Source organism: Vibrio sp. 1F279, assembly GCF_041439815.1.
GTDB classification, from domain to species: domain Bacteria; phylum Pseudomonadota; class Gammaproteobacteria; order Enterobacterales; family Vibrionaceae; genus Vibrio; species Vibrio tasmaniensis_A.
In genome coordinates this window covers 115647-130741 of sequence record NZ_JBGOOU010000005.1, presented here as the reverse complement: position 1 = coordinate 130741, position 15095 = coordinate 115647, and the positions used below count along the sequence as shown (strand labels likewise).

Genomic DNA, 15095 nt, shown 5'->3' with positions numbered 1-15095 from the left:
ACTGTTACCTTACTTACCAATTACCAATTACCAATTGCGTAGCTTTCTAGATAAAGTCTCTTTCGGCCCAGCGATGATCACCACATCCCCAATTTCTAAACTCACATCCAGTTCTGGTGCTTTCGTTAAGTTCGGGCCTCGCTTAAAGCCAAGTACCTCAACACCATTTTCTTTACACAGCTTAAGGTCACCAAGTTTCTTACCCAACAAATTAGAACCAATAACGATTTCCGTCATCGCTAAGCCACTGCCAAGGTCGATAAACTCAAGAACGCGTCTATCCAACATTTTACGCGCGACACGAATACCCATGTCTCGCTCGGGCATAATGATGTGGTCAGCACCAATCTTAGAGAGAATCTTGCCGTGGAACTTATCATTCGCCTTCACCCAGACTGCTTTTGCGCCTGATTCTTTAACGACCAACGTTGTGAGAATACTGGAATTAACGTCAGATCCAATCGACACCATCACCATGTCGTATTCATCGAGCCTTAACTCTTTAACTGTCTCTTCGCTTGTACAGTTCGCAACAATCGCTTGAGAAACAAAAGCCGCCGCATCTTTCACTCGCTCTTCATCAATATCAACGGCGAGTACCTGTGAGCCTGAACTTTGTAGCTCTTTACAAACAGAGAGACCAAAACGTCCCAAGCCAATAACTGCATATTGTTTGTCACTCATTTATTACTCCACTTACAAAGCTACGTAGCATCGAAAACAAATAATGAAATTGTCTTCATACAAAAAAACGACTATATATCCATATAGAGATACAATTGTCAGCTAATCGCTTGATTTATAAAGGTAGAGAACAAAAGTGATTTCTGCTAATTTCTAACCCACTATTTCTGCGGCAGTACACACAATGAATGAATTCATAACCCAAGTACAAACCTACATTAACCAGAGCCATAGTGATTGGGCAAACAGCGTCCTATTCATCACTATTGCGAGCTTTCTCGCTTGGGTCGCTTGGCGAATTATCCATAATCGCTTAGAAATTCTGGTTCAGAAAACCCCATTCCACTGGGATGACCTACTGCTAGAGGCACTAAAAACACCTGTCAGTACGTTACTCTGGTGTTGGCCTGCAACTGTCTCTGTGGGGTTAATCCTTCAAGACCAGTTTGGTAATGAAATTAATTGGTTAAAAACACTTAAGCACATATTGATTATCTGTACCTTCGTTTGGTTTACCTTGCGAATGATCACCAACACTGAAGCGTACGTCTTAGAACAAAAAACCAGAGACGAAACCACAGTACAAGCTATCGCTAAAGTCGCTCGCTTGTTCTTTATGGTGATGGGCGGCCTGACCATCATGCAGGCATTTGGTCTGAGCCTATCTGGCTTACTCACCTTCGGTGGTGTGGGTGGCTTAATCGTCGGTTTGGCAGCAAAGGATCTACTGTCGAATTTCTTTGGCGGCATGATGATTTACTTCGACCGTCCTTTTAAAGTCGGTGATTGGATACGCTCACCAGACCGCCAAATCGAAGGTACAGTCGAACGCATTGGTTGGCGCATGACCATCATTCGCACTTTTGATAAGCGACCTTTATACGTGCCAAATTCGGTATTCAGTAACATTGTGGTGGAGAACCCATCAAGAATGTTGAATCGCAGAATCAATGAAACCTTCGGGCTTCGTTATCAAGATGCAGACAAGCTGGCTCTAATTGTTGATGAAGTTAGATCCATGCTCGAAACACACCCTGACATTGATGCAAAACAGACGCTGATCGTTAACTTTGATAAGTTTGGTCCATCAACCCTTAATTTCTTTATCTACACCTTCACCAAAACGGTTAACTGGGTGAGATACCACGAAGTTAAGCAAGATGTCCTGCTGCAGGTGTTGGCGATTATTCATAAGCACAATGCTGATATCGCCTTCCCAACACAAACACTCAAGATCGATCCTCAAGATTTTGGCGAAGCTCAAGGTATGGTCATTTCCAACTCAGAAGGTCATTAAGAAGCACATCTATATTGCTTATCGTTTATAGCTTGTCGTTAAGTCGATGGGTTATCGATAAGTAAACTGGTTATCGATAAATAAACAGAGTGAAGCGTGGTAACATGGCGCCAGTATTCAAATACACCTAATTACCACTCTATGATTTTACCTGTGATCCTAGCTGGCGGCTCCGGAAGTCGCCTCTGGCCTCTGTCTCGCGAACTTTACCCTAAGCAATTTCTCAATATTGCTGGCGAACAGTCGATGCTTCAGCAAACACTTCAACGCCTGCAAGGTCTTGAGGACTATCTAACGGATAGCAAGTGCGCAACTCCATTCATTATCTGTAATGAAGAACACCGCTTTATTGCCGCTGAACAAGTTCGCGCCACTAAAATCCAACACAGTGGAATCCTTTTAGAGCCTGTCGGTAGAAATACAGCCCCAGCTATTGCGCTTGCTGCCCTACAGGCTCTAAGCAAATCAGTGGATAAAAAATCGAACGAATCTGACCCTATCTTATTAGTGTTGGCGGCCGATCATCACATCGCTAAAACCTCTGAATTTCAACAAACAATTAGCCGTGGTGTTGGTTACGCAAAACAAGGCAAACTGGTGACATTCGGTATAACCCCGAATGCTCCAGAGACTGGTTATGGCTATATCAAACAAGGCCAACCACTTCCCTCTAGCCTGCAAATAGAAACCAACACTACAGTGCAATCAGTCCATCATGCCTACACCATTGAATGCTTCATAGAAAAGCCTGATAAAGCAACTGCAGAAGAATACATACGTTCAGAGCAATACTTGTGGAACAGCGGCATGTTCATGTTTAAGGCATCCCGCTACCTTGAAGAACTCTCTAAACACCACCCAGAAATATTAGCGGCTTGTCAGTTAGCTCTTTCAAAACAAAATACCGACCTCGACTTTATCCGTATCGAGGCAGAAGCATTCAAAAATAGCCCAAGTGACTCTATCGATTATGCCGTGATGGAGAAGACCTCACACGCCGCAGTGATCCCGATGGACGTTGGTTGGAATGATATTGGTTCGTGGTCTGCTATCTGGGATGTAAGCGACAAAGATGAGCACAATAACGTCATTGAAGGTGATGTATTAACCGTCGATTCTCAACACAACTACATTCATGCGGAAAATAAGCTGGTCGCGACTGTAGGTGTCGACAATTTGATCATTGTCGAAACTAAAGATGCAATATTGGTTGCGAACAAAGACAAAGTTCAAAGTGTTAAGTCGATTGTTAGCCAACTGAATCAGGCTGGTCGAACGGAACATGTCCATCATCGCGAGGTCTTTAGGCCTTGGGGTAAATACGACGTGATCGATCTAGGCAAACGAGACAAAGTGAAGCGCATTACAGTCAACGTTGGCCATAGGCTTTCGTTGCAAATGCATCACCATAGAGCAGAACATTGGGTAGTCGTGGCTGGCACTGCGAAAGTAACCAACGATGAGAAAACGTATCTAATCGAAGAAGATCAATCCACTTACATTCCGTTAGGTCACATACACAGCTTAGAGAACCCTGGCGAGACACCTCTTGAAATGATTGAGGTTCAAACTGGCTGTCACTTAAGTGAAGACGATATCATTCGATATCAAGACAGCTATGGGCGAGATGTTCGAAGCGAACAAGCTTGTCCGCCTCAGAACAACGAATCGAAATAGAAGCGGCGACAATTCAATGAAACCAACATTAGATCTTAGCTGCTTTAAGAACAACGACATTCGCGGCATCATTGGTGAGCAAATCAATGAACCGTTTACCTACCTGCTTGGAAAAGCATTTGGAGAATACGCCCTATCCACGACACCTGAAGCCTCATTCGATGGCTTGGCTCAAGTGGTGATTGGTCGTGATAACCGAGAAACGTCCCTTTCATTACAAGAAGCCATGACCAAAGGCTTAATCGAGTCTGGAATAACCGTCGTTGATCTTGGAATGACAGGGACTGAAGAAGTCTACTTTGCAACTCGCCACCTTGGCGCCATTGGCGCCATTGGCGGAATCCAAATTACGGCAAGCCATAACCCAATTAATTACAACGGAATGAAATTGGTCGGCTTGGACGCTAGCCCGATAAGTAAAAACAGTGGGTTAGATGAAATCAAACGACGCATTGCAGAGCTTAATCAAGAGCTGAACTGCAATTTACCGTTCGTTCATGCACAACCAAGTAACTCTAGTAGATCGACCAGTATTCTCGCCCCTTATGTAGACCACCTACTCTCTTATATATCTCCTTCTGAGCTTTCACCTATGAAAATTGTGGTGAACGCAGGGAACGGTGTCGCAGGGCGTATTATTGATGATTTAGAAGCTCGCTTTGCCACGCTCGATATTCCGATCACCTTCATCAAGGTTCACCATACTCCTGACGGAACATTCCCTAATGGCATTCCGAACCCATTGATTAAAGAAAACCAAACAGCCACCAGAGACGCCGTTTTACAAAGCTCGGCCGATCTTGGTATTGCGTGGGATGGTGATTTTGACCGCTGCTTTTTCTTTGATGAAAAAGGCAATTATATTGAGGGTTACTATATTGTCGGGTTGCTCGCTGAAGCATTTTTGTTAAAAGAGCCGAACGCCACTGTATTACACGATATGCGCATGACATGGAACACAATTGAAATCGCTTACAAACGTGGTGGAAAAGCGATTGGGATTAAAGCGGGACACGCACTTATCAAAGAGAAGATGCGTGAAACGAATGCGGTCTACGGTGGTGAGATGAGCGCACACCATTATTTTCGTGATTTTGGATATTGCGACTCAGGAATGATTCCTTGGCTACTGGTTATTGAACTAATGTCGAAAACCCAACAGTCTCTTTACCAACTGACGAGCGCAAGTATGGATAGATTCCCCTCATCCGGAGAGATCAATCGCAGAGTATCCAACCCAGAGGAAGTCATGGCTTGTGTGTTATTGCACTACCGAGATAATGCCGTTGAGATCGATCACACAGACGGGATCAGCATGAATATGGACACATGGCGCTTCAACTTAAGAAAGTCTAATACCGAGCCATTAATACGCCTTAATGTAGAAACCAGACAAGATAGAGCTTTGCTATCACTTAAAGTCGACGAGCTACTGTCTTTTCTTATTTAAGAGTCCAAGGCGCTTTCCGTTTAAAACTAAAATCCACAAAAAAGCCCTTACTAGCGATTGCTAATAAGGGCTTTGAATTTTCAGCAGCTTAATCGCCGACTGTAATATGCAATAATCAGTCTATTTGTTACGACGTGCTTCAACAGCATCTGCTAGTTGGCGAAGTACTGTTTCAGTATCTTCCCAACCGATACATGCGTCAGTAACAGATTGGCCGTATGTCGCCGCTTTACCGTCAACTAAATCTTGGCGACCTTCAACAAGATGAGATTCAATCATCACACCAAAGATGGCTTTGTCACCGCCTGAGATCTGTGCACTTACGTCATCAGAAACGTTCATTTGGCGCTTGAACTGCTTTGAGCTGTTCGCGTGGCTGAAGTCAATCATCACCTTCTGTGGAAGACCTGAAGCTTCTAGCTCTTCTTTAATCTTACCAACGTGCTCTGCACTGTAGTTTGGCTCTTTACCACCGCGTAGGATGATATGACAATCAGGGTTACCTGCGGTTTCAACGATCGCTGAGTGACCGTATTTAGTTACCGACAAGAAGTGGTGCGAAGCACTTGCAGAGCGAATTGCATCTGTTGCGATCTTGATGTTGCCATCCGTACCATTCTTGAAGCCAACTGGGCAAGATAGGCCTGAAGCCAGTTCACGGTGAACTTGAGATTCTGTCGTACGTGCGCCAATTGCGCCCCAGCTGATTAGGTCAGCAACGTATTGCGGCGTAATCATATCTAAGAATTCACTCGCCGTAGGCATTCCCATATCAGTTAGGTCAAGTAGTAACTTACGTCCTAGACGAAGACCGTCATTTAGTTTGAACGTGTCGTTCATGTACGGGTCATTGATTAGGCCTTTCCAGCCAACAGTGGTACGTGGTTTTTCAAAGTAAACACGCATTACGATTTCAAGGTTATCGCCTAGTTCGTCGCGTAGCACTTTCAAACGTTTACCGTACTCAAGCGCAGCTTCTGTATCATGAATAGAACATGGGCCAACAATAACAAGTAAGCGATCATCGCTATCTTCTAAAATATTGTGGATCGCTTTGCGGCTTTCAAAGGTTGTAGAAGAAGCAATTTCTGTCGCTGGAAACTTTTCTAAAACAGCAACAGGGGGTAATAACTCTTTTACTTTGTTAATTCTTACATCATCAGTCTGGAACATTGCTTACTTCTTCCTATTTTCTATCCTTGAGGCTGAATGCACGTTATCTCACGTCACTTTCCATCAGCATTTATCTTCTTGTTCCCTGTAACTTAACTAGTAAAAACCACAGTTTCAATCACTAATTAAAAAAAAACGCAATTTATTTTGTGTTTTATATTTAAAACACCCTGTATAACATTATTTACACGTTATCGATCGTGCAGTTATCAGACACAGTAAGAACACAGCTCTTCAAACTATCCTGGCTAGATAATGTCTTACGCAACGATAGATAAAAGCTCTTTACCACACTACAGCCTTTACAAAACGCATACACAAAAAATAGAGAGCTAAAGACTTTTCGTCACATAGAGAAAAAATGGGAACTAGCACCACAACCTTGGTTTGGATGTTACTCATCGAAGAATAGAACCGATCAAATTTGGCAATTTCTGCGCAGGAACGGTATATGGAGAATTGTACAGGCGAAACAACAGAAGATGTGACGACGAAAGAAACGAAGAACAGCTAACTGGTTGATAAGATTGCTATCGCGACCTTACCTTGGCCTCGATCGTCTTGTGAAAAGCCTCAAAGCGATGTGCCCTTCAAACTCAATTACACAATTTATTTAATAAAGTGGCTTCGGGCTTGTTCAACACTCGGGATTTAGTGTTGGCTGCGCAACACCCTAGCCCTTATTTGTTATAGCTCAGCGATGTGCGAAAGAGTTTCCGGATGACGCTGAACCAATTTTAGAAGGGTCACAGCTTGTCCATTTGGTGCGCTACGCCCTTGTTCCCAGTTTTCTAATGTTCGGGATGATGTATGCAGTAAACGCGCAAACACACCACGCGACATATTAAACTGTTCACGGATACTCACGATTTCATTAGGTGAAATATCTAACTCACTGATATCGTTAACTTGATGAGTTTTAAGAGTGAGTTTACCCTCTGAATGCTCTTTAGCCTCAACAAGAGCAGTACTTAACTCTGCAAATAGGTCACGATTGCTCATTACGCCACGCCTCCATAAAAGCCTTTAATTGTTTCTTTTGATCTGCAGTTAAATCGGACATTTCATTCTTGCCATAAATTGTCAGCAAGTAGAAACGACGCTTTTCATCGAGGAAGTAATAGATAACACGAGAGCCGCCACGCTTGCCCTTACCTTTACTTGCAACTCGAATCTTTCGCAAACCACCTGTACCTTGAATCACGTCCCCCTGTTTTGGGTTAGACATTAACTCAGCTTGAAAAAGCCTAAACTCATCATCGCTGAGATATTCATTACGGTACTTTTCAAATATGGTCGATTCGACAAATACACTTTTCATACACAGAGTATACGCAAGTGACGTACACATAGCAAAACTATACGTGATTAACGTAGTTATGACTTTTCAGAAGGTGAATCTGACCTGAGCTATAACGCCTGCATACCCACAGCCGACAGCGAAACTTGCACCCACATCTGCACATTATTAGGTAACAACACTCAATAAACTCGGTCACGATGCCCAATTTATGGTTGTCGATTTTGACATGCGTAGAAGTGAGCCGCCCCACCTAGCCGAAGGCATCGAAAATAAGGGGAATGGCATTGACGAAAACAGAGGAGATGTGACGACGAAAGAAACGAAAAACAGCTAACTGGTTGATAAGATTGCTATCGCAACTTTACCTTGGCCTCGCTCGCCTTGAGAAAAGTATCAAGGCGATGTGCCCTTCAAACCCAACCGGACAATTTACTTAATAAAGTGACTTCGGGCTTGTTCAACACTTGGGATTTAGTGTTGGCTGCGCAACACCTTAATCCATATTTGTTATATGCATTATTTTAGAACAAACCCTTTATCGAGATACATAACCTCAAATTGATTTCCTTGGCTAAATAATTCAGTGCATATGCGCTTGTAACTAGCGACTAATCCATCACGTTCAGGAGAACTTTTAGAGTTAATGGTAAAATAAAAGCGATTAATACCAAGTTTATTTCCAATAGCTACGCCTTTTAAAAGAGTATTTATCGCATATCCTTGACGCTTGATTGACTCATCCATCACTACGGCAAAAAAGTGAATTCGACTCATCGATTTTTCCCAGTAAAAGTAGCGAAAGCCTAAAATATTCCCTGATTCATCCTCTACGGTTAACACATAATTTAGTTCCTTTTTAGCCGAGGCTGGATCGGCCTTTTCTAAAAAGTTCGTATGACTATGCACATAGGAATAGAAGCCCTGTGAAACACTTTCTGTCATACGCGAGTCGTAGTCGCTTTCCAATAAGTCATGTGCCAAATACTGTACTATTTTCATCTACTTCCTCTTATGTACGATTGTGCCAATGCATATAACGCCCAATTAAGTAGCTGACAACGCTACCAATACACTAAAATCTACCACCAATATCACTGAAGCTAAACCGTACTGAAAATGCTAAGCGTTGACAGTCTGCTTAAATTATTTGTTAGCTTAAAAACACCACTGCATTATTTAACGCATGAATACCAAATGTAACCCCAAATGCCGCTTTAAATGATTTTTGACGCCAAGTTAAATAGGATATTGAAAGAATAAAAAACAAGAAAAGTACCCCAAATCCATTTGGCACGCTGTTAAAAGTATGTGCTGCGCCCCATGTCAGCGCGCTAATTACTGAAGTCATCACTACTTCAAAATTAAACATTTGTATAAGCTTTAATATCGGAACCATTAGAAACGTTTCGACAGCCGGGGCTAGAATAATCAAAAATAATAATGACGATTCCTGTCTACCATTCGGAGCAACAAGCTCAGAACCCCATATGTATGACGCAGCGAATACTAAAGGAAAAGTCACACAAGCATGCAATAGATATGATTTCACTACATATCCGATTTCATTTTGGTTTGTATTAAATAAAAAACTAAATATTTTCATGCCCACTTCCATGTTTAAGCTAACATTTTAATATCGTGCAAGCACGAATTCATCCGATCAATATATCAAAAAGGTTGCTTATAACCAACTGAATGCTATGCATTTAATATAACAGTGGGTCTAAACATTCAGGGTGAAAACGTGCAAACCCACAGTGCCGCCTATGTAACGCTCATTATTACCCACAAATACCATTATAAATCAACAACTTAATATCAACTCATCGTTAAATCCGTGCTCAATCAGAGTTAAAAACTACTCTTCTTTAGGCCATGATTTATTCACTAAGCAATAAACTGTCTGTGTACAGGTCACTGAGGGGAAGGTAAAGCTAGTCGATTCTGACTTGTCATTAATGAACATGGTGGATGACTAATAATTAATAATGAAGACGAGAGCTTTGAGGAAAAGTGTTAAGGGGGCGATAATACAGCTACAGCGACTCTTGTGGGTTAAATTAGAAAGGCAAGATTCAGTTCTTGCCTCTTTATCGAATGTTCCTCAGAAAATCACCACTACTCGTCACTTAGGTGTATGGGTTTTGGTTTAGAACTTTGGGGGGACGGACTGGGACTAATTAAGGTTAATAGTCATATTTAAGCGGTTGCACCACAGAATCTAAGCCCTCAATCTTGAGAGCTAAACATAACTGCATTAAGTCGCCCAACTCACCTTGTGGGAAGCCCTTTTTATCGAACCACAGCAAGTATTCTTCAGGCAGGTCAATCAAGGTGCGGCCAGCGTATTTGCCAAATGGCATTTGCATTCTGGCTAGCTTAATTAGGTTCTCTTTCTCTAGCATTACAAGCTCTTTCTAGACGTCGTCGATGTTCTGTAGAGTATCACCTAAACGTTCAACCCAATAGTTGATCGCATCTTTGGCATCATCTAGCGAATCAATCATAGTAGAAAAGTCTTTGTTACCCGCTTCGCGGTCGATGGCTGCAAACAACGGTGTGCCGTCTTGCGCATCACTGACCAATAGCTCAACACTGGCGCTCCCAACGTTGGTGTGCTCGCCTGTCGTCACCTTAGATATAGTCGACATCGCAAGGCCAAACGGCAGCACACTGCTTGTCACGGCTAAGATCGGGTTGGGCGTTTCAACATTACTTAAGGCAATACTCAAACGTAGCGTGTTCCCTGTTGGTTCATCGACAATCATTTTATGAGGCGATATTTTCGCTTCCAAACGACTCACCATATGATCTGTGAGCTCCTGAACGTCTTCCTGATCTAATGTGCCTTCTTCTGCTAACACAAAGATTTGGTCGATCACCACAGAGTCATAAGCGTCTAACTTGGATTTCAAACGTTGTTCGTCACGCAGCCCTATCCTTGCCCAAACTAAATCAACGCCTCCATCAGGGCCAGGCCGAAAATCTTCATAACTGGTGAATTTAGTAGCGGTTTTAATTGGGCCGCCTGCACAACCAAACAAAAACATGCTGGTTGCAACAAGCAAAAGGACTTTTAAAGGTTTCATAACGCACTTAAGTAAATCAAAGAATTAACTGAGTATGCCATACCCTAAGTGAAAAAGTTGTAGAAAATGATATGAAACTCAGAGCTCGATCTAAAATCAATGGTTCTGAACGGTATGTGCATACTCCACGATCACCTGATTGCCTTCGATATAAGCATTTTGGATCTCACCATCAACACTCATTCTACTTTTCAGATAAACCACTTTAGGCCCGGATTCATTGTCTTCTTTAAGTGAAGGGAGCACATTCCTTGGCTCCAAATGAAGCAAACGACAGAAGTGACTAACGAAAGACATGGTTAATGCTTTCTCCCCTCTTAGCACTCGCGAAAAATCCAACTGGTTCATTCCTAGCTTTTTTGAAAACTCCATCTGCGTAATTCGCATTCGAGATTTTTGTGACATCCACGTTTGGTACAAAGCATCTCTATCTTGCTCAGTGAATTCCATTACCGGTTCCTTTATATAATTCATACCAATCAATTGTCCGGCTTTTCATACATGTCATGTCAGGATTTGGTTAGTGGAAACCAAAGGTTTGGTTTTGATATGGGAATAACCTTGTTTGATCTGTACAGAGCTATCAGAGCTATCAGAGCTATCAGAGCAAATAATGATCCGCCAACAAAGCAACAAACAAGATCATAAGATGATAAATGGAGAACTTGAAGGTCTTCATCGCCATGTTAGGTTCATCACGATACTTAAGTACCCAAGCGTGATAAACAAACCCGCCATTTAACACCAATGAAGCACTTAGGTATATCCAGCTGCTCATGCCGACCAACACCGGCAATATACACACTATGCTGAGCAACAAGGTATAGAGCAAAATAGAAGTCTTGGTGTATTCGATTCCGTGGGTCACAGGCAGCATGGGGATGTTCACTTTTGCATACTCGTCACGACGATGAATTGCCAACGCCCAGAAGTGCGGAGGTGTCCAAATAAATATGATCATCACCAATAACCAAGCGTTTGAATGAAGCTCATTAGTAACTGCCGTCCAGCCCAATAGCGGAGGCATAGCGCCAGCGATCCCTGCTATCACGATGTTTTGCGGCGTCGCTCGCTTCAGATACATGGTATAAATCACTGCGTAACCCAACAAGCTTGCAAAGGTTAACCAAGCGGTGAGTTGATTGACCCATACCACAAGCGTGACGAAACCAAGTAAGCCGATACCCGCGGCAAAGCTGAACACACGCACACTACTCAGTTCACCGGATGGTAAAGGGCGTCGATTGGTTCGAGTCATCTGGCCGTCGATCTTTTTATCGATTAAATGGTTAAACGCTGCTGCCGAACCTGCCATTAACCCTATCCCAATCATCCCGAACAGAGTTTGTTGCAAAGGCAATCCATTCGGCACAGCCAAACACATTCCAACCAATGCAGTTAGCAGCATCAAAGCCACCACTTTAGGCTTGGTCAGTGTTAAATAGACCTTCCAAACAGCTTTGTTTCTTTCCGCCATTTCATTGCTTAAAGCGATATCATTACTGATTGCTATCTTAGGACTTGAGGCTACGTCTTGAACCACCACTCCATGTTGTGTTGACGTTCTACTGACCATGATTACCTCCTTGTAATATACTGTTTTTCACCAAGCTCTCACTCGGTTTGCGTTGCCACACGACAAAATTGGTGACAACCATGCTGATGAGCAGCATCGCTGCGACTAGGCTATGCAAAACCGCGACTGAGATTGGCAGGTGAAACCATACATTACTGATCCCAAGGCTGATTTGAGTAAACAATACTATTGCGACAATCACGCTCAGCTTTTTTTGAGGCGCTTGGCCAAATTTCCATAGCTGGTACACGACCATTAGCACCGTCAACGTTGCCACAATAGCCCCGAACCTGTGCATGACATGGATGGTGAGCCTTGCGGGATATTCCAACACACCAAACTCATAGTTATCATGGCCGTGTTGAGCAAAATCGAACGCATTTTTGAAGTCGAGATAGCTCATCCAGTTACCTTCACATATGGGTAACTGTGTACACACCAACGCGGCATAGTTCGACGATGTCCAACCACCAAGCAGTATCTGCCCGACCACAATGAGTAGCCCAAAGAGCGCCCAAGCTTTAAGTGATGAAGTGTACGATGCCTCACCAAAACGGCTTTGGAATTGAGACAAACGACAGTAGAGCAAACACAACAGTGACAACAGCGTGAAGCCCCCCATCAAATGCGCCATAACCACAACGGGCATCAACTTGAGAGTCACCGTCCACATTCCAAGCAATGCCTGAAATATCACGGTTGCCGAGATAAGCAACGGTAGTCCAGCTGAAGTGATGTTCTTCTTAATACACCAAGCAACAACGACAAAGATAAGCAGCCCTAATGTTCCTGCAAAGTAGCGATGGATCATCTCTATCCACGCTTTGTCTGCTTCGAGAGCACGTTCTGGAAATTGTAGATTGGCTTGATTCACTGCTTGGGCATCAGAAGGAACGGTTATCTTGCCGTAACACCCTGGCCAATCAGGACAGCCAAGGCCAGCATCCGACAAACGGGTATAAGCGCCGAGCACAATCACGGTAAGGGTTAATAAGATCGTTAATCTCATCATGTGTATGAGTAAATCAGGGGCTCTATTCTGCATCATTTATCTCCCTATATTTATTCCCTTTTCGCTAACAACACTCAGCATTAACGCAATTTGCTACAGCCCACCAACTCAAGCTCATCAATTCCAGCTTATCAACTTAAGCTAATTAACTACCCAACTCGTGACAGCTTAAGCAGCTTTCTTAGATCATGAATCATGCCTTTAGATTGCCCCACTAACTGAGACGGGTCAGAAACGCTTTTGTATTCCATAACCAACTGCCCGAGTGGGTCAATAATGATAATCGAAGCAGGCGAAAACTCAGTACTTAACTGATCACCACCAGCTAACAAAGATAAATCCGGCTTGTTGAGCGAACCCGACAACGAATTACCTTCTGAGACAAAAACAACGGCAGTCACTCGCTCTTTGTTTTTCCCTAACGCTAAGTAGCTTTGATTCAAATAATGAAGCTGTTGTTCACACAAGCTTTCGCACTCCATCGGTGCGATATAACCCACTAACCACCCTTCTCCAGCCATGGGTACCGTTACTCCGAAATCCGCAAGCGTGGTTCTTGGTTCTACCAATTCGCCTGAGTTAGTGACACCTGAGGTATACCAATTCTGGTCTAGCACAGTTTTGGCGATAATGGCTGGCAAAGCGAAAATTAAAACAAGTCCAATTAACACCAAGCGCCCTTTAGTACGACGGCTTCTGAGCTCAGCCATGTTTGCCTCGGTAATTTCCCTGTTCACTTGTGCTTGAGATTTATCCATCCTTATTCCTCGTGATAGGTGTTGCTTTTAGGTACCGATAGCCAATCAACATCGTCAAAAACAAAAGTACCGCAGCCATAACAAACCATTGAAATGAGTAACCAAAATGCTTCTCAGATTTCATCGCCGTTGGACGCCATAACATTTCATAGGGCCATGAATCTAAACTCTGAGGTTGGAAGACAAAGGGCAGCACTTCTTGTCCTGTATACTGTGATAGCGCTGCTATGTTTAGGTTTTGGATTCTATTCGGTGTCGTATTTTCTAAACCCAACTCATGACTTAAAGGATTCACCGAGCGTGTATACAAGCGCCCTGACATTTTGGTTGGTACAGTGATACTTCCTAATTGCGGTAGTTCTCTTCTGTCATTACTTGCCGGAACAAACCCAAGATCGATCAACAACTGTTTTTCAGCCACTAAGGACTGGTATCCATCTTCAAAGCGAACCTCACCCAACATGTAAATCACATACCCTACCGTTCCTTGGCTTATCTGGTTGTCTAACAAGAGCATCAAGTCGCTCGTATTGACTAATTCAACATCAGCCTTTAACCCGTTTAGGGTTTGAGGATTTAATGACTCTTGACCAGATAAATCCAGCTCTCGCAACTCAGAAATAACGACACCTAAAGGTTGTGACGAGAGCTGTGCTCTCTCAGCTAATTGCTGTTCATAACGTAATTTCTCGTTACCACGATCGAGTTGCCACAAACCTAGCTTGATTAAAGCGCCGACTGAAACCACAGTTAAAACAACCGCTATCCAAAAACCTTTACTGCGGAACTTGTGTTCATCATCAATCAATCGGTTTGGAGTTATCACTATGGCGTCATCTACCTTTGTGTTGTTGTTTAAAATTGTATTGGTCGCTTTGCTGTTTTTTATCGCTTTCAATTTGATGAAAGGCCTAATCCAAATCGCCTCGGGCAAACACAATGGAAAAAGGCTCAGTCACTTCTTGGGGCGTCGTGTCATGTGGTCAGCCGTTGTCGTGCTACTTTTATTACTTGCTCTGGGATCAGGAGTGATAACTCCCAACCCTCGCCCCTATTAATCCCCTATAGACTCAACC

The 15095-nt window shown here is 43.2% G+C and carries 17 protein-coding genes; 4 read left to right on the top strand and 13 right to left on the bottom strand.

Going from position 1 to position 15095, the window contains the following annotated elements; translation table 11 throughout:
* Window positions 1-27: 27 nt before the first annotated feature.
* Window positions 28-684 (bottom strand): TrkA family potassium uptake protein, encoded by a 657-nt coding sequence (locus tag ACED60_RS06020; protein WP_017098401.1) that lies wholly within the window; start codon window positions 682-684, stop codon window positions 28-30.
* Between the two features lie 184 nt (window positions 685-868).
* On the opposite strand from ACED60_RS06020, the gene ACED60_RS06015 reads away from it, so the two are divergent.
* The 3 genes from ACED60_RS06015 (at window position 869) to ACED60_RS06005 (ending at window position 5108) form a co-directional block, all read left to right on the top strand.
* Window positions 869-1981: a mechanosensitive ion channel family protein gene (locus ACED60_RS06015; RefSeq protein ID WP_009845641.1), complete on the top strand. Its 1113-nt coding sequence runs from the start codon at window positions 869-871 to the stop codon at window positions 1979-1981.
* A 141-nt stretch (window positions 1982-2122) separates the two neighbouring features.
* On the top strand, window positions 2123-3658 hold the full coding sequence (locus ACED60_RS06010; RefSeq protein WP_371727165.1) for a mannose-1-phosphate guanylyltransferase/mannose-6-phosphate isomerase: 1536 nt from the start codon (window positions 2123-2125) through the stop codon (window positions 3656-3658).
* 16 nt (window positions 3659-3674) lie between these two features.
* Window positions 3675-5108: a phosphomannomutase CpsG gene (locus ACED60_RS06005; protein WP_371727132.1), complete on the top strand. Its 1434-nt coding sequence runs from the start codon at window positions 3675-3677 to the stop codon at window positions 5106-5108.
* A 120-nt stretch (window positions 5109-5228) separates the two neighbouring features.
* Here ACED60_RS06005 and aroG read toward each other — a convergent pair whose 3' ends face one another.
* From aroG to ACED60_RS05945, 12 genes are all read right to left on the bottom strand, one after another.
* Window positions 5229-6281: a 3-deoxy-7-phosphoheptulonate synthase AroG gene (gene aroG, locus ACED60_RS06000; RefSeq protein ID WP_009845644.1), complete on the bottom strand. Its 1053-nt coding sequence runs from the start codon at window positions 6279-6281 to the stop codon at window positions 5229-5231.
* 687 nt (window positions 6282-6968) lie between these two features.
* A complete protein-coding gene (locus ACED60_RS05995) occupies window positions 6969-7283 on the bottom strand; it encodes a DNA-binding transcriptional regulator (RefSeq protein WP_009845645.1) in 315 nt (104 codons plus the stop codon).
* Complete coding sequence (locus ACED60_RS05990) at window positions 7270-7602, bottom strand: type II toxin-antitoxin system RelE/ParE family toxin (RefSeq protein ID WP_012600340.1); 333 nt, start codon at window positions 7600-7602, stop codon at window positions 7270-7272. The genes ACED60_RS05995 and ACED60_RS05990 overlap by 14 nt, the downstream gene beginning before the upstream one ends.
* Window positions 7603-8100: 498 nt before the next feature.
* On the bottom strand, window positions 8101-8583 hold the full coding sequence (locus ACED60_RS05985; RefSeq protein WP_371727131.1) for a hypothetical protein: 483 nt from the start codon (window positions 8581-8583) through the stop codon (window positions 8101-8103).
* 151 nt (window positions 8584-8734) lie between these two features.
* Window positions 8735-9187, bottom strand: a complete 453-nt coding sequence (locus ACED60_RS05980; protein WP_012604275.1) for a hypothetical protein — start codon at window positions 9185-9187, stop codon at window positions 8735-8737.
* Window positions 9188-9770: 583 nt separating this feature from the next.
* Window positions 9771-9989, bottom strand: a complete 219-nt coding sequence (locus ACED60_RS05975; protein ID WP_009845653.1) for a DUF3820 family protein — start codon at window positions 9987-9989, stop codon at window positions 9771-9773.
* Window positions 9990-10001: 12 nt separating this feature from the next.
* Window positions 10002-10673 (bottom strand): DUF3313 domain-containing protein, encoded by a 672-nt coding sequence (locus ACED60_RS05970; protein WP_371727130.1) that lies wholly within the window; start codon window positions 10671-10673, stop codon window positions 10002-10004.
* 96 nt (window positions 10674-10769) lie between these two features.
* Window positions 10770-11123, bottom strand: a complete 354-nt coding sequence (locus ACED60_RS05965) for a hypothetical protein (RefSeq protein ID WP_009845655.1) — start codon at window positions 11121-11123, stop codon at window positions 10770-10772.
* Between the two features lie 151 nt (window positions 11124-11274).
* Window positions 11275-12249, bottom strand: a complete 975-nt coding sequence (cyoE, locus tag ACED60_RS05960) for a heme o synthase (protein ID WP_371727129.1) — start codon at window positions 12247-12249, stop codon at window positions 11275-11277.
* Window positions 12239-13294 (bottom strand): heme A synthase, encoded by a 1056-nt coding sequence (locus ACED60_RS05955; protein ID WP_371727164.1) that lies wholly within the window; start codon window positions 13292-13294, stop codon window positions 12239-12241. Before ACED60_RS05955 ends, cyoE begins: the two co-directional genes overlap by 11 nt.
* A gap of 116 nt (window positions 13295-13410) precedes the next feature.
* Window positions 13411-14019 (bottom strand): hypothetical protein, encoded by a 609-nt coding sequence (locus tag ACED60_RS05950; RefSeq protein WP_371727128.1) that lies wholly within the window; start codon window positions 14017-14019, stop codon window positions 13411-13413.
* The gene (locus ACED60_RS05945; protein WP_371727127.1) at window positions 14012-14959 is read right to left on the bottom strand and encodes an SURF1 family protein; all 948 of its coding nucleotides are present in this window, start codon (window positions 14957-14959) and stop codon (window positions 14012-14014) included. Before ACED60_RS05945 ends, ACED60_RS05950 begins: the two co-directional genes overlap by 8 nt.
* Between ACED60_RS05945 and ACED60_RS05940 the strand changes: the two genes are divergently transcribed.
* Window positions 14847-15077: a DUF2909 family protein gene (locus ACED60_RS05940; RefSeq protein WP_029203703.1), complete on the top strand. Its 231-nt coding sequence runs from the start codon at window positions 14847-14849 to the stop codon at window positions 15075-15077. The two genes, ACED60_RS05945 and ACED60_RS05940, sit on opposite strands and share 113 nt — an antisense overlap.
* Window positions 15078-15095: the final 18 nt, after the last annotated feature.